The 17,552-nt window shown below is 59.3% G+C and carries 15 protein-coding genes and 1 pseudogene; 8 read left to right on the forward strand and 8 right to left on the reverse strand.

Features of this window, described 5'->3' with window-relative positions; all coding sequences use genetic code 11:
* Nucleotides 1-324: 324 nt before the first annotated feature.
* Together tmaR and ACRAUW_RS06735 are read left to right on the forward strand one after the other, a co-directional pair.
* Entirely contained in the window at nucleotides 325-642 is a 318-nt protein-coding gene (gene tmaR, locus ACRAUW_RS06730; RefSeq protein WP_033136060.1) for a PTS system regulator TmaR, read from the forward strand.
* 208 nt (nucleotides 643-850) lie between these two features.
* Nucleotides 851-3,934, forward strand: coding sequence for a transglycosylase domain-containing protein (locus tag ACRAUW_RS06735; protein ID WP_431361656.1), 3,084 nt, complete (start codon nucleotides 851-853; stop codon nucleotides 3,932-3,934).
* Nucleotides 3,935-4,030: 96 nt separating this feature from the next.
* On the opposite strand, the gene yidA is transcribed toward ACRAUW_RS06735, so the two are convergent.
* The 4 genes from yidA to ACRAUW_RS06755 form a co-directional block, all read right to left on the reverse strand.
* Nucleotides 4,031-4,840, reverse strand: a complete 810-nt coding sequence (gene yidA, locus ACRAUW_RS06740; protein ID WP_431361657.1) for a sugar-phosphatase — start codon at nucleotides 4,838-4,840, stop codon at nucleotides 4,031-4,033.
* 114 nt (nucleotides 4,841-4,954) lie between these two features.
* Nucleotides 4,955-6,622, reverse strand: coding sequence for a DUF342 domain-containing protein (locus tag ACRAUW_RS06745; protein ID WP_431361658.1), 1,668 nt, complete (start codon nucleotides 6,620-6,622; stop codon nucleotides 4,955-4,957).
* A gap of 272 nt (nucleotides 6,623-6,894) precedes the next feature.
* On the reverse strand, nucleotides 6,895-8,043 hold the full coding sequence (locus tag ACRAUW_RS06750; protein ID WP_431361659.1) for a competence/damage-inducible protein A: 1,149 nt from the start codon (nucleotides 8,041-8,043) through the stop codon (nucleotides 6,895-6,897).
* Between the two features lie 53 nt (nucleotides 8,044-8,096).
* Nucleotides 8,097-9,335, reverse strand: a complete 1,239-nt coding sequence (locus ACRAUW_RS06755) for an HD-GYP domain-containing protein (RefSeq protein WP_431361660.1) — start codon at nucleotides 9,333-9,335, stop codon at nucleotides 8,097-8,099.
* Nucleotides 9,336-9,479: 144 nt separating this feature from the next.
* Between ACRAUW_RS06755 and metA the strand changes: the two genes are divergently transcribed.
* Entirely contained in the window at nucleotides 9,480-10,427 is a 948-nt protein-coding gene (gene metA, locus ACRAUW_RS06760) for a homoserine O-succinyltransferase MetA (RefSeq protein ID WP_431361661.1), read from the forward strand.
* On the opposite strand, the gene ACRAUW_RS06765 is transcribed toward metA, so the two are convergent.
* A complete protein-coding gene (locus tag ACRAUW_RS06765) occupies nucleotides 10,428-10,946 on the reverse strand; it encodes a cyclin-dependent kinase inhibitor 3 family protein (protein WP_431361677.1) in 519 nt (172 codons plus the stop codon).
* 135 nt (nucleotides 10,947-11,081) lie between these two features.
* Between ACRAUW_RS06765 and ACRAUW_RS06770 the strand changes: the two genes are divergently transcribed.
* The gene (locus tag ACRAUW_RS06770) at nucleotides 11,082-11,552 is read left to right on the forward strand and encodes an Lrp/AsnC family transcriptional regulator (protein WP_431361662.1); all 471 of its coding nucleotides are present in this window, start codon (nucleotides 11,082-11,084) and stop codon (nucleotides 11,550-11,552) included.
* Nucleotides 11,553-11,780: 228 nt separating this feature from the next.
* Here the strand turns inward: ACRAUW_RS06770 and ACRAUW_RS06775 are convergent.
* From ACRAUW_RS06775 to ACRAUW_RS06785, 3 genes and pseudogenes are all read right to left on the reverse strand, one after another.
* A pseudogene (locus tag ACRAUW_RS06775) lies at nucleotides 11,781-11,924 on the reverse strand (ISAs1 family transposase); the annotation flags it as partial.
* Between the two features lie 236 nt (nucleotides 11,925-12,160).
* A complete protein-coding gene (locus ACRAUW_RS06780) occupies nucleotides 12,161-12,466 on the reverse strand; it encodes a winged helix-turn-helix transcriptional regulator (protein WP_431361678.1) in 306 nt (101 codons plus the stop codon).
* A gap of 577 nt (nucleotides 12,467-13,043) precedes the next feature.
* The gene (locus ACRAUW_RS06785; RefSeq protein WP_431361663.1) at nucleotides 13,044-13,685 is read right to left on the reverse strand and encodes a class I SAM-dependent methyltransferase; all 642 of its coding nucleotides are present in this window, start codon (nucleotides 13,683-13,685) and stop codon (nucleotides 13,044-13,046) included.
* A 144-nt stretch (nucleotides 13,686-13,829) separates the two neighbouring features.
* Here ACRAUW_RS06785 and ACRAUW_RS06790 point away from each other — a divergent pair, with 144 nt between their 5' ends.
* From ACRAUW_RS06790 to ACRAUW_RS06805, 4 genes are read left to right on the forward strand one after another with little or no spacing between them, the layout of a single operon-like run.
* Nucleotides 13,830-14,504: a thermostable hemolysin gene (locus tag ACRAUW_RS06790; protein WP_431361664.1), complete on the forward strand. Its 675-nt coding sequence runs from the start codon at nucleotides 13,830-13,832 to the stop codon at nucleotides 14,502-14,504.
* Nucleotides 14,501-15,997: an AMP-dependent synthetase/ligase gene (locus ACRAUW_RS06795; RefSeq protein ID WP_431361665.1), complete on the forward strand. Its 1,497-nt coding sequence runs from the start codon at nucleotides 14,501-14,503 to the stop codon at nucleotides 15,995-15,997. The genes ACRAUW_RS06790 and ACRAUW_RS06795 overlap by 4 nt, the downstream gene beginning before the upstream one ends.
* On the forward strand, nucleotides 15,994-16,647 hold the full coding sequence (locus ACRAUW_RS06800; RefSeq protein WP_431361666.1) for a TenA family transcriptional regulator: 654 nt from the start codon (nucleotides 15,994-15,996) through the stop codon (nucleotides 16,645-16,647). Before ACRAUW_RS06795 ends, ACRAUW_RS06800 begins: the two co-directional genes overlap by 4 nt.
* A gap of 34 nt (nucleotides 16,648-16,681) precedes the next feature.
* Nucleotides 16,682-17,551, forward strand: a complete 870-nt coding sequence (locus ACRAUW_RS06805; protein WP_338772287.1) for an SDR family oxidoreductase — start codon at nucleotides 16,682-16,684, stop codon at nucleotides 17,549-17,551.
* The last annotated feature ends 1 nt before the right edge of the window (nucleotide 17,552 follow it).

Here is a 17,552-nt window from a genome sequence, read left to right on the forward strand (position 1 = left end):
ATCAAAGCCCAGTCTCACGATCGGGCCTTGATGTTTTTAGCGTGTTAAACAGCCAGTGTTAGCATTTATCTGCAGGAAGAAAACTAAAAATCCTGTCATCTCCTCCATTTTCTATCTATATCAATCCCTTATCTGATTGGTTACTGGCTTTTTTAACTGATTTACTTTTGGCCAAACACTGTTCATTGCTCGTGATTAGGGTTGTATCTCGCTTATAACTCGGTAGAGTAAGGACATCTTGAGTTTGCCTGTCCCGCGCTGGGTTTGCCGGGTTCCAGGTGTAACTTGGCCAGTTTTTATCAACCTTAAGTCAGTGGTATCGATATGGAACAAGTAAACAAGTCCACCTTCAGCGATGTACTGGAATATGTGCGTATGTCCCGTCGCCAGAACAAACTCAAGCGTGAAATTGCGGATAACGAGAAGAAGATCCGTGACAACCAGAAGCGCGTGCTGCTGCTCGACAACCTGAGCGACTACATCAAGCCGGGCATGAGCATTGATGATGTGCAGGCGATCATCGCCAACATGCGTACCGACTATGAAGAGCGCGTGGATGATCACATCATCAAGAACGCCGAGCTCTCCAAAGAGCGTAAAGAGCTGAGCACCAAACTGAAGGGCATGAGCTCTCACAAGTAAGCGTTCAGCTTTCGTTTAAGAGACACCGGCCACTGGCCGGTGTTTTGTTATCAGCTCGGATCTCTGCCACTCCTGCAACAATCGGCTCCCCTTTTTAGAATTGCCCTGTTACCATCACAACAAAGCGGTCAATAGTTTCAAGCCATTGACTTGAAAAGACTAAGCTTGAGTGAAACACAATAAATTGCGCAACCATGGTGGGGCTGATATGGGCGCATCAGAGCAGACGGATTTGACACAAGTGGCATCTCAAGATTCATCTGTCCAGACCACGGACGGGAACCCAAAGCGCAAGCGTCGTCCCTGGTGGCGTTGGCTGTTCTGTTTTCTCTTTTTATTGTGCCTGGGGGCGGTGATCGCTCTGGTTGGCTATGAGATGAAAACCTCGAAGCTGCAATCTCAGGAGATCTCCCGCTATGCCGCCAAGCTGACCTATCAGGTCGAGCCAGGCCAGAGCAAGCAGATCGCTTTCCCTGAGGATGGCCCGTTCGACAAGCGGCTCGGCTATGTGCAACTGCCGATGATGCAGGAGCGTTTGCTGCAGCGGGGCTATGAAGTCAGCAAGCAGGTGCATTTCTCCGATGCGCTCTATGACTACGCCAGTCGTGGCTTCTTCGTGCCCTATACCGAGAAGGTGCAGGCCGGACTGACGCTGCACGATTGCCGCGCTGAGCCCTTCTATCAATTCAAGTATCCGACCCATCACTATCCGGATTTTGACTCTATTCCACCGCTCGTCATCCAGTCGCTGCTGTTTATCGAGAACCGCGATCTGTTGAGCAACGAAGAGCCGTTGGCCAACCCGGCGGTCGATTGGCCCCGTTTTGCCAAGGCCGCGCTCTCCCAGGTGGGCAAGGCGCTCGATATGCAGGATCAATCTGCCGGTGGCAGTACCCTGGCGACCCAGGTGGAGAAGTATCGCCACTCGCCGGATGGCCTGACCCTGTCGCCGACCGAGAAGATCCGTCAGATGGCCTCTGCCAGCGTACGGGCCTATCGTCTCGGGCCAGAAACCCTCGAAGCGCGCAAACTGGTCGCCTGGGCCTATCTCAACTCGGTGCCGCTCTCGGCTGCGCCGGGATATGGTGAAGTACATGGTCTGGGGGATGGCCTCTGGGTCTGGTTTGGTGCCAATGTCGATGACGTGAACCGTCTGCTGGATCCCGCCCGCAACCAGAATGCGCCGCTGGCCGAACAGGGGCTTGCCCTGCGTCAGGTGGTCTCGCTGATGATTGCGCACCGACGTCCCTCCTACTATCTGGCTCAGGGGCGTGAGTCTCTCGCGGATCTGACCGACAGCTACCTGCGCCTGTTTGTGCAGGAGGGGATGATCACGCCACCTCTGATGGAGGAGGCGCTCAAGGCCAAGATTACGTTTCGTGATTTCCTGCAGTCCCCGGCTATCAACCGGGTGAACAATAACAAGGGGTTGCAGGTTGCCCGTACTCGTCTGAGTCGCCAACTAGGAGTGCAGCTCTATGACCTCGACCGGATGGATCTGACCGCCGATACCAGCCTCAACATGCCGCTGCAAAATGAAGTATCCCGTTATCTGCAGCAGTTGGCGGATCCGGCGTTTGCCGCTCAGGTTGGACTGTTTGGTGAGCGCCTGCTCTCGCCGGAGAAGACGGGCGATGTGCGCTACAGTTTCACCCTGTTCGAGAAGTCGCCGGAAGGGTTCAAGGTGCGGGTACAGACCGACAATACCGATCAGCCGTTTGATATCAACGAAGGCTCCAAGCTGGAGTTGGGCTCAACCGCCAAGTTGCGGGTGCTGACTACCTATCTGGAGATTGTGGCCGAGCTGCACGACAACTATGCCGGGATGCCGGTTGAGAATCTGCGCAAGTTGGCTGCCGCCTCTCAGGACAATCTTAGCAGCTGGGCCATCTCCTATCTGATGACGGCTCAGGACAAGAGCCTGTCTGTGATGCTGGAAGCGGCGCTGGATCGCAAATACTCCGCCAGCCCCAACGAAGGGTTCTTTACCGGTGGCGGTATGCACACCTTCAACAACTTTCGTCGCGAGGATAACGGACGTATTCCGACGTTGCGTGACTCTCTGCGTGAGTCGATTAACTTGCCCTTTGTGCGGCTGATGCGCGATATCGTGCGCTACAGCCTCTACAAGGAGGGCAACCGTGCCCAGTTGCTCAAGGATGACAAGGATCCCCGTCGTCAGGAGTATCTGGCCAAATTTGCTGACAAAGAGGGACAGACCTATCTGCTGCGCTTTTGGCGCAAATATCGCGGCAAGACTCCAGAAGAGCAGCTCGATACCTTCCTCGACGGCCTCAAGCCGAGTGCGGTACGTCTGGCGGCGGTTCACCGTTACCTGATGCCGGACGCCAGTGAAGCAGCTTTTGCTGCCTTCCTGGCGGAGCGGTTGCCGCGGGAGAAGCTGAGCGCCAAGCGGGTTAATCAGCTCTATGTGAGCTATGGCCCGGGCAAGTATTCACTGCCGGATCAGGGCTACATCGCCCGGGTTCACCCGCTGGAGCTGTGGCTGCTGGCCTATCTCAAGGAGTTCGACAAGGCCACCTTTGCCGACGCGGTGGCGGCCAGTCGTGACGAGCGGCAAGAGGTCTACAGCTGGCTGTTCAAGACCCGTCATCGCAGTGCCCGTGACAGCCGGATCCGCACCATGCTGGAGGTTGAAGCCTTCCTCGATATCCATCAGCGCTGGGCCAAACTCGGTTATCCGTTCGACCATCTGGTGCCTTCGCTGGCGACTGCCTTGGGCAGCTCCGGTGACCGCCCGGCAGCACTGGCCGAGCTGATGGGGATTATCCAGAATGGCGGTATCCGCTCGCCAACCTTGCGTATCGAACATCTATCGTTCGCCAAGGGGACGCCTTTCGAGACTGCGTTTGAGCCACTTCACTTCGAAGGCACCCGGGTGATGCCGGCGGAGGTGGCGGCAGCCCTGCGTAGTGCGCTCTCACAGGTAGTGGAAGGGGGAACGGCAAGACGTATCGCCGGCGCCTTTACCTTGCCGGATGGCACTGTGCTGCCTATGGGTGGCAAGACCGGGACCGGGGATAACCGGATTGAAACCGTGGGTCGTTATGGCAACGTGACCAGCTCGCTGGCGCGCAACCGCACTGCCACCTTTGTCTTCTATCTGGGTGAGGATCACTTCGGTACCCTGACCGCCTATGTACCGGGCAGCCAGTCCGACAAGTTCCGTTTCACATCGGCGCTGCCAGTGCAGGTGCTCAAGGGGATGGCGCCCTTGCTGATGCCCTACCTGCAACCGGGTTCCCATACCCAGTGTCTGGCGAGCCAGTGACCCTATCACGCAGATAACTCACCAGAGAAAAAACGGGGAGGCTGACAGCCTCCCCGTTTTTACTTCCTTATAGGGTGCAGTGGCGCTCGATTGCGATCAGGCATTCAGTACGAACTGCTCGATCACCTGAGCTACCCCATCTTCATCGTTGCGGGCGGTGATGTGCTGGGCGAGAACCTTGATCTCGTCGGTGGCATTGCCCATCGCCACACCGAGGCCAGCGTACTCGATCATATGGCGATCGTTGCCCGCATCCCCGACGCAGATCACCTGCTCGGCGGTCAGGCCCAGATGCTCGGCCAGCGCGGCCACGCCGGTTCCCTTGTTACTCTGCTTGTTCATGAACTCGAGGAAGAAGGGAGCACTCTGTACCACGGTATAGCGCTCAGAGAGCTCTGCAGGCAGTCGCTCGATGGCGCGGGAGAGCTGGGGGGGCTCGTCGATCATCATCACCTTCATGATCTGCTCGTCGGCAGGCAGGGTGGCGAAGTCGATCAGATTGATCGGCATGCCGATCAGGCGGGATTCGTGCTCGGTGTAGGTGCTGACACGGGGGCTGATCAGACCGCGGGTGACCGAGAAACCATGGACGTTCACTTCCAGCTCATCAGCCAGTTTGGCGACGGCGCTGGCGTCACTGCCGGTCAGCAGCTGGCTGCGGATGATGCGCTGATCGGCCACCTGTTGCACCAGGGCGCCGTTGTAGCAGATGACGTAGTCATGCTCTGTGGTGAGGCCGAGCTCTTCCAGATAGCGGCTCATCCCTTCCAGCGGGCGGCCGGAGGCCAGCACCACGGTGACCCCCTTGGCGCGCGCGGCGCTGATGGCGGCGTGGGTGCGGGGAGTTATCTGGCCCTGCGGGTTGAGCAGGGTGCCATCCATATCCAATGCGATCAGCTTGTACATCTCTCACTACCTGAGTCTGGGTGGCCCGCCCGGTGGGGCCAAGGAAGTGGCGAGTGTAGCGAAAATCAGCGGCGGGATCACGGGCAGTGCAGTGATGGTTCCGTATCTATTGACCTATTTGTGTCCCTCGTAAGGGGTCATCTCCAGGGTTTCATCATGGATGGTCAGACGGGTAGGGCCTCGGGTGATGGTCACCTTGCGCTTGAAGCAGGCCATCTCAACCTCGATGCCGGAGTAGAGGTGTTGGGTGGCAATGACCTCCATATCAGCCATCAGTTCTTGCAGCTCTTCATGGTTGGCTGCCAACTGCTCATCGAGCAGAGCCAGATCGGCCAGATGACGAGCAATAATTGGTTTGAGCTTGTGCAAGGTAGCAGGATTGCGCTTGTTGGCGGGCAACAGTTGTAACTTGGTGACCAGCTCCTTGATCTTGTCGAGTTGCGCCTGGCACTCCTGATGACGCACCTTGAGCTGGTGTTCCTGCTCCTTGTGGGTGAAGTAGCCACCGAGGATCTGTAGCCGGGTATGGTTGGCGGCCTCGGCTCCCAGGCTGGGGGCCATGATGAGACGATTGGCAATGCTGGTCCCCCCCAGCAAAGTTCCTTTGTGCATGTTACTGTCACCCACCTTGATATCTTGTCCACTGCAGCTGTAGCAGTGGCTGAGCTGGTTCTGGATCTGGATATCTCCCCCCGCTTCCAGTTGGGCATACTGGGCGTAGTTGGCGTGGATCTCCCCCTGCGCATTGAGCTGGCAGAGGTACTCCCCCTGCTCGCTGCGACGACCAATGATGCCGTGGCGTACTGTGATGCTGCCTCCCGCCTCAATCCAGCACCCTTCGATAAAGCCGCCGATGACGATATCGCCGCTGACCCGGATCTTCATGCCCGGATTGACGTCCCCACTGACGATCAAGCCCCCCTCAAACGTAATGTGGCCATGGCGGGCATCCACCTGCTTGACGCTGAGCACATCATCTACCCTCATACCCGCTTTCTCTTGGCAAGGCAGGCCAGCTTTACTGGCAATCAGCAGGTCGGGATCATCAGGTGACAGGAAGGTCCCCTCTCCCGCGCTCATCAGACTCTCCTTGCCATGCTTGGCGGGGAGCTCCTGACCGGTCACGGTGAAGCCCGGAACGCCCTGAGTAGCCGGGTGACGGCGCATCAGAGGAGTGCCTGCCCTGACGGTGACGATGGAGCCGAGATCCCGCAGGTCGACCTTGCCATGCCCGAGCTCCTGCGGTTTGAGGATCCGTTCGGCCGGGGTCTCCACCAGCCGTTCGTAGCGGGTGTCTTGTCCATTGACGGCAGGTTGGCCACGGGCAATGACCAGTTTAAGCTGACTGCCGGGGGCGGCCTCCTTGGCTGACTGTATGGCAGCGGTGAGCAGCTGCTCACTCAGCCCCTGCTTGATTTCGCTGCTGGCGATCGCCTCTTGCAACTGTTCCGGCGTGACATAGTTGCCCCCCCAGTCGGCGGTGATCTGGGCGATGGCGCTCATTCGATCTTTCTCCACCATCACGGCAAGTCTGGCATCCTGGCGCTTGCCAATCGGGATGGGATTGGCAGGCACGGGGGCTGCAGGATCTGTGAGCAGGGTATTAAGCAGGCTGATGGCCTGTGTGATCCCCTCTGGCAGTGGCTGATAGCGGCGACAGTTGGAAGCGAGCAGCAGAGCCTGCACATCCTGTTCCGTGACGGGCTTGGTGAGACCGGCGGCTATTTGCAGGCAGACCAGTTCCATATCGTTTGAGAGCAGCAACCACTGTTTGCTTAACACAGCATTTCCTTGCCGGATGAAAACATGAAGATCGGTTCGCCACACAACTATTGCTTGATTTATCAATGAGTAATGTGGCGAGGCGTGAATCACTGAGAGTGGGCAGTATTCAGATATTTCCTCCGAATGGTCAATGGATAGAGATCAAATCGGTGATGACAGCAGGATAAATGTGAGTGCTTTTTGGTCATGGCGCAAAGATGTGTGGCGGATTGTGGCAAGAGATGTCGGCCAGCGACATGGTATTGCTGGCAGGGAGATCGCTGAGGTTATCAGCCGAGCTGCGCCGTTCTGACCAGGGTGAGGTAATTGCCAAGTGCCGGCTCGCCCTGCAGGTGACGGCGCAGCATGTCGAGGGCGGCAAAAGCGAGGATTTTGCTGCAGCTCTCGGGATCTGGGTGGCTGACCTTGAGGGTCTGACCGAACTGCAATCCATCGGCGCAAAGCAGCAGCGGAACGCCGTCCGGCCCCGCCCGGCCTATGGTCAGACTCACTCCATGGGGCGCACCCGTTAGCTGGGCAAGCTCGCAGCTCAAGGTGCTGCTAAAGCTGGCCTCCAGCGCGACATGTTCATGGCACATGGCCAGCAAGGCCCCCCGGCTCTCACATTCAGATAGAACGAGTAGTTTTTCTCCCTGCAGCGCCAGGATCTGCTGCGCCGGCTCGATATCCCCTCTGCCGACCAGCCAGGGGCCGATGGTGGCGAGCAGTCGTGCTTCGGCTGCATCCATGTCTGCCGTGTTAGCGCCGTGACCGATCAGTTTTAGCTCGATAAGGGGCATGGCGGAGCGGTAACCGAGCTCGATGCCGGTGGGCCAGGGGGCTACATCCAGCAGGTCGCTGAGGGCTGATTCCGAGATGGCGAAGGTGTAAAAGCGACGCAGCTCGGTGTCGGTCCGGGTGCCGGCCAGCGCCTTGAGGCGCGGCAGAATCTGCTCGCGCACCATCTGCTTGAACTCGAACGGCACGCCCGGGGTGAAGAAGAGCTGGCTCTGGCCACTTCGTACCACAAAGCCGCAGGCGGTGCCGACCGGGTTGTCGAGGATCTCGCAATCCTGTGGCAGCCAGGCCTGTTTGGCGTTGCTGGCGGGCATGGGCCTGCCGCGGCTGGCGTAGCGCGCTTCGATGGTAGCGAGCCAGTCTGAGAAGAGGGTGAGCGGCTGGTCAAAGGCCTCGGCGGCGGCCTGCGCGGTGAGATCGTCAGCGGTAGGCCCCAGCCCACCGCACACCAGTACTACCTCGGCGCGGCTGGCACTCTCTTGCAGCACCGTTTTCAGGTCGGCGAGGTTGTCCCCCACCGTCAGGCGACGGCGTACCTGCCACCCCTGTTCCAGCAGCAGGGCGCTGAGCCAGGCCGCATTGGTATCCACCACCAGACCCGTTACTATCTCGTCTCCGGTGCTGATGATCTCGATACGCATGGCAGGCTCCTTGGATTAAACGGGTGACAACGGCTGGTCTTGGGCCAACACAATCAGGCTTTGTTGTGCTCGAAGTAGTAGCTGATCCGGGTACGCGGGTTGAGGTACTCGAACACCGCAGGTGGCAACCGCTTGGGATGGATCACCTTGGCGATCGACAATTCGGCCTGCTGCAGGTCGATGATGGCCGCCTCCTGACGCGGGATGCGAGGATCATAGACCAGCACCGAGGGGTAGAGCAGGCGGGAGGCATTGACCGACATCACCAGCCCGACCTGACCGTTGGAGAGCTGCACCACGCTGCCGGGGGGGTAGATCCCCATCAACCGGATCAGCATACCAAGGTACTCCGGATTGAAGTGTGCCTTGCGCTGCTTGTAGAGGCCGCTCAGAGCCGAGTAGGGGACCTTGGCCTGCATGTGGCAGAGGTTATCGTACTCGTTGATCAGCGACACCATCTGGGTCAGCGGATCGAGCTGGCCACCCTTGAGCCCTTCCGGCCCGCTGCCATCGAGATATTCGTGGTGATGGAGCACGATCCCCTTCGCCTCGGCCGGGAAATCCTTGGCCAGATTGAGCAGATCCAGCCCGTAGCGCGGGTGCTGGGCCATCAGGTTTTGCTCCGGCTTGGTCAGTGGCTCGGTCTTGCGCAGGATCTGGCTCGGGATCTTCAGTTTGCCGATATCGTGGAACAGCGCCCCCATCCCGACCTGACGGATCTGGTCGGCCGACATCTTGCACTCTTTGGCGAGCAGCATGCTGAGCACGCTGACGTTGAGGGAGTGGAAGTAGAAGTTGTTGCCATCCTCGCTGTCGGATACCAGATGGAGCACCATATCTTCCACCGAGAGCAACTGTTCGGTCATGGCATTGACCAGTTCCTGCGCCTCGCCGATGGCATTGAGGGGGCGGGACTGGATCTTGCTCATCACGCTACGCACCTGCGCCAGAGACTGCTGGAACTGCTTCTCGCACTGCTGCAAATTGCGGCGATATTGCTGCAACTGCTCGATGCGGCGATCCTTCTCCTGCTGCATCAGCACCTGTCGCAGAGCGGCATCACTCGCCTCTGATGGCTGAGGCTGAATCTGGTTGAGGGGCTTGGGCGGCACATCGCTCTTGTCGGGAATGATGGTGACCAGTTTCAGGCCGAGACGGCGGATCAGCTCGATCTCCCCTTCATTTTTGATCTTGAAGCTGGAAAACAGGAACGGGTGTTCGCGCCACCCCAGTGGCAGGGATACATAGTTGCCGACTTGCAGTCGATCAACGGAAATCTTGATACCGGTCATTATCTTGGAAGCGGGAAAGAGATGAAGCAGTATGCTAGTCAAAGGCGTGGGGGAATACAAAAGGTATCTGATGACAGGGTGAGGCCTTTGTTATAGGCTTCTGGATGTCCAGACATATTTACCGATGCAGTACAGGGAGTAAGCATGCCGATCAAGATCCCCGATCAGTTACCTGCCGCCGAAGTCCTTGGGCAGGAGAATATTTTCGTGATGACGGAATCCCGGGCCGTCACCCAGAATATCCGCCCGCTGCGGGTGTTGATCCTCAATTTGATGCCCAAGAAGATTGAGACCGAGATCCAGCTGATGCGGATGCTCTCCAATTCGCCGCTGCAGGTGGATGTGGATCTGCTGCGCATTGACGATCGGGAGTCGAAGAACACGCCGCAGGCGCATCTGGAGAACTTCTATCACGACTTCGAGCAGGTGCGTGGCAACAACTATGACGGCATGATCATCACAGGGGCGCCGCTCGGGCTGGTGGAGTTCGAGGAGGTGGTCTACTGGCCGCGCATCGTCGAGATCATCGAGTGGTCCCATCAGCATGTCACCTCCACCCTGTTCCTCTGCTGGGCGGTGCAGGCGGCGTTGAAAGCCTTGTATGGTATGGAGAAGCAGACCCGTGGCGAGAAGCTCTCCGGCGTCTATCACCATCATCGTCTCGATGAGCACGAACCGTTGCTGCGCGGTTTCGATGACGAGTTTGTCGCGCCCCACTCCCGCTATGCGGCGTTCGACGGGGATCTCATCCGCGCCCACACCGATCTGCAGATTTTTGCCGAGTCAGAAGCGGCGGGGGTCTATCTGGCGGCGACCAAGGATTGCCGTCAGGTGTTTGTCACCGGTCACCCGGAGTACGATGCCCTGACCCTCGATGGGGAGTATCAGCGGGATCTGGCGGCAGGGCTTAACCCCACTATTCCTGTCAACTACTACCCAAACAATGATCCGGGCCGGACGCCGCGCGCCAGCTGGCGCAGCCACGGTCACCTGCTGTTTGCCAACTGGCTCAACTACTACGTCTATCAGCTCACCAGCTATCGGGTGGAAGATATCGGCAAGGTCTTTACCTACGACCAGGGAGGCAAGTAGTCAGTCGCCCTGCGCCAGCCGCGCGGCCAGCTGGTCGAGCCATTGGCGGTGGCAGGCCAGGGTAAACGCCTTGGGTCTGTGAGCCTTGATGGTGGCCATTGCCTCTTGCTGTAGCTGGCCGAGGGTCATCAGTAGCGCGGCGGCGACCAGCCCGGTACGACCGCTGCCCCCTTTGCAGTGGATGACCAGATGCTTGCCATCTCCCAGCAGTTCGCGCAGCTGCGGCAGCGCCTGTTGCCAGGCGGCCTCGAAGTCGGCATCGGGGGCCAGATCATCCTCGATCGGCAGATGGAACCAGCGCATTCCTTCGTGCTCGACCTGTTGGCCGAGCTGCGCCAGTTCGAGTCGGGTCAACTCGGCGCTCGTCATCAGGGTCACCACCCCGTGGGCACCTGCCAGGCGCAGTTGATCGAGCGCCAGGGTCAGCGGCACCTGCTGGGTGCCGGGGCAGGGGGTCAGCAGCAGCTGACCATCGACACGGGGAACCTCAAGGCTCCAGAAGGGGTGAAACGGGTGCATGGCGGATACTCGCATAGTGGTTGCAGCAGACGAATGGCGCCAAGGATAGGCGGGGCAGGAGGGATGTCAATGGCCGTTGTGTTTGCCCCGGTTTACGGGCAGAGTCTAAAAAATTGAGCGGTTAGAGGAGTGAAGATGAGAAACCTGGATCAACTGGATTTGGATATCCTGGCCCATCTGTTTCGGGATGCGGGCATGACCAACAAGGATCTGGCCGCACTGGTGGGCGTTGCCCCCTCCACCTGTCTGGAGCGGGTGCGCAAGCTGCAACAGGATCGCGTGCTTAAAGGGGCGCACTGCGAAGTGGATTATCAGGCCTTGGGAGGTCATATTCAGGCCATGGTCTCCCTGCAGCTTGCCCGTCACAGCCGCCAGATCATCGACGCCTTCCGCGATGCCATTCTGGCGTTGCCCGAAGTGATCAGCCTGTTCCACATGGGCGGCAAGGATGATTTTCTGGTGCACCTGTGTGTCTCCGATACCGAACATCTGCGCAACTTCGTCTTTGACCACTTCACCTCCCGTGAGGAGGTGGTACACCTCGAAACCTCGCTGGTGTTCGAGCACAAGTTCAGCCGCTCTCTGCCCTGTTTTCCCCAGCCATAAGTCTGCGCCAGGATGAAAAAACCGCCTTTCGGCGGATTCCGATTGCTGAAGAACCCCCTCTTTTTCAAAGAGGGGGTTCTTTTTTAGCTCGGCGCAAGGGACCAGTCATTGGCTGACGAGTCGCCATATTGGCCATCTTCGCCACAAAAAAGCATCCGAGACTGCCCTATCGTCCCCAAAAACCCCTCGGGTGAGGGAGTGGATTGGGGTGAGAGTGCGAATTTTTTGTTAGCTTGTCGTCAATTTCTGGATGCCTGCTGCCAAGACGGCTTCCAAATATTCACTGATCATGCTCGCAATCTTTTGCTTTCACCGGATGTTGGCTTTTCGTGATGTCTCGGTCCTGAGCATGTTCAGCGCCATATGCCCGACTCACGCCAGGATCTCGGTGGCAGTCTAGGGCGTCCGCATGAGTGTTTGAAATTTGAGCAAAACGTAGCAAGCACGTGTCGTTGTAAAATTCAGCGAACTGGATCTTGCCATGATTGAACATTAAATAAACTTTTGACTGCGCACTAGTTGTTCACATGCATTCATCTGGCGTTCATGATCTTGCCCTGGTGGTATGCCGTATGGATGGAGATAGTAATTGGATATTGAAGCGGGTATCAGGATCCAATACCTCCCAACACCTCCCAACGTCCGCTCTTACGCGGCCCAACAAAGCGTAATCGCCCGTCTTTGACCCGCACGGCAACCGCTCTCTCCACTGTACTGGTCGACTTCCCAATCCGCTCTGCGACTTGCTTGAGCGTTATGGTCGGCTCAGCCGCCAATTCCACCAAGATGGCCTGCGGTGTTTTCACCCGTTTTTCTACCTGCGTTTCAACCGTCATTTCTACCCGCATTTTCTCCTGATGAGGTGATACTCCTAAGGGACAGGCCACTGGTTCAACTCCAGTCGGGAGCGCCATATAAAACAAGGGGTTAGCATCTTCATGGTGCTAGCCCCTTGGTCGTTTTTGGCCTGGGGTACCACACAATGACACCATAGATGGCAAAAGCCCTTTCATTCACCAACGCCTCACCACAACGCCAACAAATTGGTTCTTCGCATTATCGCGGGAAAGAGCATTGACAGTCAGGAACTCTGGTAAATTGGCTGTTGCCCCCCCCTGAACCCTGCAGTCATCATGCATCCTATCGATCTCGCCGCTTTCTGGCCAGGCTACGCTATCGCTGCCTGCCATCAACACGTCAATGACACTCTCACGCTTACTCTAGAGCCGCTCACTACCGAGCTGCCGCGCTGCGGTCGCGGTCTTAAACCAAGCCCTCTGAACCATGATCGGCGTATCCGCCATGTACGGGAGCGCGGCCGGGGTCGCCTTGCTGCGACGGGGGGCAAGCAGCCCTTGGCGCCGCCAACTGTAAATGACGGGCATCTTGCAGTGACAAATGGGTAATCGACATCAACAACCGCTCCTTGGTGTCAGAATCTCAGCTATCAGGCGAGCTGCATGCCAAACATTATCAATAAATACACGCGACTCAAGGTTTGATGATGACCGCCACATCGGCATGAGGTAACTCAAGCTCGGCCTGCCAGCTGGCGGCCAGCACCTGAAACGATGCCTCGGCAAAGAAGACGATGTGGGTCGGGTCGTGGCGATAGCGCCAGTTTTTAAACCGCTCGTCACTGAGCACCCGCTGGGTCTGCAGCACCAGCACGCCGCCCGGTTTGAGGCAAGCCCACAACTGCGCCAGCACCGTGCGCGGCTCGGCGATATGCTCGATCACCTCGGTACTGGTGATGAAGTCATACTGACGCGTCAGCAACTCGGGAACGTCGGCATAGAACTTATCATATCCAACCATGTCGTAACCCGCCTCACGCCCCATCGCCACCAGCGCAGGGCCGGGACCGCAGCCAAAATCGAGACCACTGGCAGGAGTTGGCACCCGACTCAGTACCTCGCCAAATGCCCGCATCAGAAAGGTGCGATAACGGGGATCATCAACCTGGTTATCGTGGCCGTCGTAGACCGCCTTCTCCGCCGCCTCATCCAGATGATCCGCCTCATCCAGCCAGACCAGCTCGCACGCGAGGCAGCGATGATAGCGTTTGCCCGCCACCGGCAGGGGATAACTGCGATGGCTAGCACACAGGGGACAGCTGACGGTGGATGACATGGCGGTTCCTCTTGGGGGATTCCTGTTGGATAACAGCGGCGCAGATTGCCTGCCCGCTGCCTCGCTGACAACTTTTTTTGCCGCTTAAGGGTTTCTTAAGTTTGGGCTTTTAGGCTCAAACCATCGCAAGAGAAGGAGTCAACCATGACCATCGAGATCCAAGCCCCCTACTGGTTGATCCAGGCCGAGTCCCCGCAGCAGGTCATGGCGCTGCAAACTTATATCCAGGCCGCCTATACCCGGGAGTTCAATGCCCGCATCCCCCACTTTCTCCCCTGCCTGCTCGGCCTCTATCGCGCAGACGGGACCCTGGTCGGTGCCTGTGGCCTCAACCACGCCAGTGAGGGGCCGCTCTATCTGGAACAGTATCTGGAGCAACCCATCGAGGCCGCCATCAACACCCGCCTCGGGGTCTACCCGGCACGCAACCGCATTATCGAAGTGGGCAATCTGGCCTGCAGCGAACCGGGCAATGCCCGCCTGATGTTCGCGGCCCTGTGTCGTCTGCTGTGTGAAAACGCCCTCGACTACGTGGTCTTTACCGGCACAGCCCGGCTTCGCAACAGCTTTGCCCGCCTGCAACTCAACCCGGTGGAGCTGGCCCCCGCACAGGCCCATCAGGTGGGTGCCGACGCCGACGCCTGGGGTGAGTACTACCGTTGCCAACCCAAGGTGATGGTGGGCGACATCAATCAGGGGCGCGAGGTGCTGGCCCAGAGCAGCCTGCTGCTCAATCTGCTGGCCCCCATGCCGACCCTGTTTGAGGATGCCGGCAAGAACAGTGATAACCAGACCCATCAAAAAAGGTGCGCCCAATGAGCCTGTTCGACGCCATCGCCAAGCATGCCCACGAGGATCCGCAATCTCCTGCGTTGCTGAGCAGCCAGCTGCGCCTCGATTACCAGACCCTGTGGCAACAGATCCAGCGTCTGGCCAGCCAGCTGCAACAGCTCGACATCAGCCGTCTGGCGCTGCAACTGGACAACGGCCTGCCCTGGGCACTGCTGGATCTCGCCTGCACCCGCGCCGGTATCGTGGTCATTCCGGTGCCCCACTTCTTCAGTCAGGCCCAGCAAGCCTGGTTGCTGGAGAGCAGCGGTGCCGATGCGCTGGTGGGCCCACATCATCAGGGGTGGCATGCCGCCGAGCCGCTCTCGCTGATCACCGGCAAGCTGCCGCTCTGGCGCCATACCCCGGCCAATCGACCGGCGCTGCCCAAGAGCACCGCCAAGATCACCTACACCTCCGGCACCACTGGCCAGCCCAAGGGCGTCTGCCTGTCCCTGACCCAGATGATGGCGGTGAGCCAGGCGCTGGCCGAGCGGGTCGCGCCAGCCAAGGTGGAAAAACACCTGACCCTGCTGCCACTGGCGACCCTGCTTGAGAACATCACCGGCCTCTATGTGCCGCTGCTGACCGGTGCCTGCAGCCGCATTCCGCCCCTCGGTGAGCTCGGTTTCACTGGCTCCAGCTCGCTCAATCCAGCCATGCTGGGAGAAGCCCTGCTGCGCTGGTCGACCCATAGTCTGGTGTTGGTGCCCGAACTGCTGCGCCTGCTGCTGGCGCTCTGCACCAGCACCCCGACGCTGGCCCAGCAGCTCAAGAGCCTGCGCTTTATTGCCGTCGGTGGCGGCAAGGTGGCCCCCGACCTGATCAAACACGCCCGCCAGCTCGGCCTGCCGGTCTATGAGGGATATGGCCTCTCGGAGTGTGGCTCCGTGGTGGCACTCAACAGTCCGGATGCTGACAAGCCCGGCAGCGTCGGCCGACCCCTGCCCCACTGTCAGGTCTTCATTGCCACCGATGGCGAAATTATGGTGAGCGGCAGTGCCATGCTGGGCTATCTCGGCAGCAACGAACCAACTCCCGAACAGATCGCCACCGGCGAACCTTCTGCCATGCAGATCGCCACAGGCGATCTGGGCCATCTCGATGATGAGGGCTACCTCCATATCACCGGGCGCAAGAAGAATGTCCAGATCACCGCCTTTGGCCGCAACTTCTCCCCCGAGTGGGTGGAAGCCGAGGCCCAGCTCTGCCCCGCCATCGCCCGCATCGTGGTGTTTGGCGATGGTCAACCCGCCAACGTGGCGCTGATCCAGCCCCTGCCGGGCAAAGAGGCGGATCTGCCCCGCCAGATCGCAGGTCTGAACCAGCGGCTGCCCGATTATGCCCGGCTGCACCACTGGTTGCCGGTGGCGCTGGATCAACATCCCGGCCTGCTGACCGCCAACGGGCGCCCCCGTCGCAACGAGATTTACCAACACTTTTCCCGGCAAATCAGCCAATGCCTTACAGGAGAATCGTCATGAGCTTCTATCAGACTCTGCAACAAGCCACTGCAAGTGAGCGCGAGCATCTGTTCAACGCCCCCATCATCGAAGCCTGCCGCCGTGGCGACATCAGCCGTGACACCTATCTCGCCTTTCTGGCGCAGGCCTACTACCACGTGCGCCACACAGTTCCGCTCCTGATGGCAACCGGCGGCAAGCTGGGTCAGGAGTACGAGTGGGTGCGCGGCGCCATTGCCGAGTACATCGACGAGGAGTATGGCCATCAGGAGTGGATCCTCAACGATATCCGCGCCTGTGGCGGCGATGCCGAGGCAGTGCGCCACGGCCAGCCCGGGCTGCCCATCGAGCTGATGGTTGCCTTCCTCTACGACCAGATCCTGCGCGGCAACCCCATGGGCTTCTTCGGCATGGTACAGGTGCTGGAAGGCACCAGCGTGGCCATCGCCCTCACCGTCGCCGATCAGCTGAAAAAGGGCCTCGGCCTGCCACCCCAGGCGATGAGCTACCTGAGCTCTCACGGCGCCCTGGATCAGGAGCACCTCAAGTTCTTTGAATCCCTGATGGATAAGGTCGAAAGCCCGGCGGATCAGGCCGCCATCATCCACGGGGCCAAGGTGGTCTACCGCCTCTATGGCGAGATGCTCTACAACCTCACCGCCACACCGTAAGACGGCAGCAGACAGCAAAAAGGGAATCCATACCATGAACCTTGAAGGGAAACTCGTGCTGCTCACCGGCGCCAGCGGTGGCATAGGTGAAGAGCTGGCGCAGGAGCTGGCCGCCCAGGGGGCCCACCTGCTGCTGCACGGACGTCGCGGCCCGGCACTGGAGCGGCTGTGCAAGTCACTGCCTCATCCCGAGCGCCATCAGGTGGTGCTCGCCGACCTCGGCTCTGCGCAGGAGCGGGCCAAGCTGTTGCAACACCCGGCACTGGAAAACGGACTCGACATCCTGATCAACAACGCTGGCTGCAACCAGTTTGCCTGGCTGGAAGATCAGAGCTTCGAGCAGGTGGAGCGCCAACTGCTGCTCAATATCGAGGCACCCATCCAGCTCACCCGTGCCCTGCTGCCAACCATGCGCAAGCCGGGAATCATCATGAACATGGGCTCGAGCCTGGGCAGCATCGGCTACCCCGGTTACAGCGTCTACTGCGCCAGCAAATTTGCCCTGCGCGGCTTTAGCGAGGCGCTGGGGCGGGAGCTGGAGGGCAGCGGCATCAAGGTGCTGCACTTTGCCCCCCGCGCCACCCGCACCAAGCTCAATTCCGAGGCCGCTTACGAGATGAATGCAGCGCTCGGCACCCAGACCGACAGCCCGCAGGAGGTGGCCGAAGAGGCGGTTATCGCCCTGTGCAACGAAACCCGCCGCAGCTGGCTCGGCTGGCCGGAAAAACTGTTCGTGCGGCTCAATGCCCTACTGCCGGGCATCGTCGACAAGGCGCTGGCCAGACAGCTGCCGATCATCAAACGTTATGCCCGTCATCTTCAGCCAGGGACGGCTGATGCCGGCGCAAACAGTGCGCCACAACCAGACTTGTCCCGCCCGATCCCGACCAAGAAGGAGCATTAAT

It is taken from the genome of Aeromonas sp., assembly GCF_050633025.1.
Lineage (GTDB): Bacteria > Pseudomonadota > Gammaproteobacteria > Enterobacterales > Aeromonadaceae > Aeromonas.

What these genes read in the sequence shown, in the direction of transcription:
- ACRAUW_RS06770 (WP_431361662.1), top strand. Translation starts at nt 11,082, where the DNA reads ATGAGAAACCTGGATCAACTGGATTTGGATATCCTGGCCCATCTGTTT.
- ACRAUW_RS06805 (WP_338772287.1), top strand. Translation starts at nt 16,682, where the DNA reads ATGAACCTTGAAGGGAAACTCGTGCTGCTCACCGGCGCCAGCGGTGGC.
- yidA (WP_431361657.1), bottom strand. Translation starts at nt 4,840, where the DNA reads ATGTACAAGCTGATCGCATTGGATATGGATGGCACCCTGCTCAACCCG.
- ACRAUW_RS06780 (WP_431361678.1), bottom strand. Translation starts at nt 12,466, where the DNA reads ATGGCGCTCCCGACTGGAGTTGAACCAGTGGCCTGTCCCTTAGGAGTA.
- tmaR (WP_033136060.1), top strand. Translation starts at nt 325, where the DNA reads ATGGAACAAGTAAACAAGTCCACCTTCAGCGATGTACTGGAATATGTG.
- metA (WP_431361661.1), top strand. Translation starts at nt 9,480, where the DNA reads ATGCCGATCAAGATCCCCGATCAGTTACCTGCCGCCGAAGTCCTTGGG.
- ACRAUW_RS06755 (WP_431361660.1), bottom strand. Translation starts at nt 9,335, where the DNA reads ATGACCGGTATCAAGATTTCCGTTGATCGACTGCAAGTCGGCAACTAT.
- ACRAUW_RS06750 (WP_431361659.1), bottom strand. Translation starts at nt 8,043, where the DNA reads ATGCGTATCGAGATCATCAGCACCGGAGACGAGATAGTAACGGGTCTG.
- ACRAUW_RS06790 (WP_431361664.1), top strand. Translation starts at nt 13,830, where the DNA reads ATGACCATCGAGATCCAAGCCCCCTACTGGTTGATCCAGGCCGAGTCC.
- ACRAUW_RS06800 (WP_431361666.1), top strand. Translation starts at nt 15,994, where the DNA reads ATGAGCTTCTATCAGACTCTGCAACAAGCCACTGCAAGTGAGCGCGAG.
- ACRAUW_RS06795 (WP_431361665.1), top strand. Translation starts at nt 14,501, where the DNA reads ATGAGCCTGTTCGACGCCATCGCCAAGCATGCCCACGAGGATCCGCAA.
- ACRAUW_RS06735 (WP_431361656.1), top strand. Translation starts at nt 851, where the DNA reads ATGGGCGCATCAGAGCAGACGGATTTGACACAAGTGGCATCTCAAGAT.
- ACRAUW_RS06765 (WP_431361677.1), bottom strand. Translation starts at nt 10,946, where the DNA reads ATGCACCCGTTTCACCCCTTCTGGAGCCTTGAGGTTCCCCGTGTCGAT.
- ACRAUW_RS06785 (WP_431361663.1), bottom strand. Translation starts at nt 13,685, where the DNA reads ATGTCATCCACCGTCAGCTGTCCCCTGTGTGCTAGCCATCGCAGTTAT.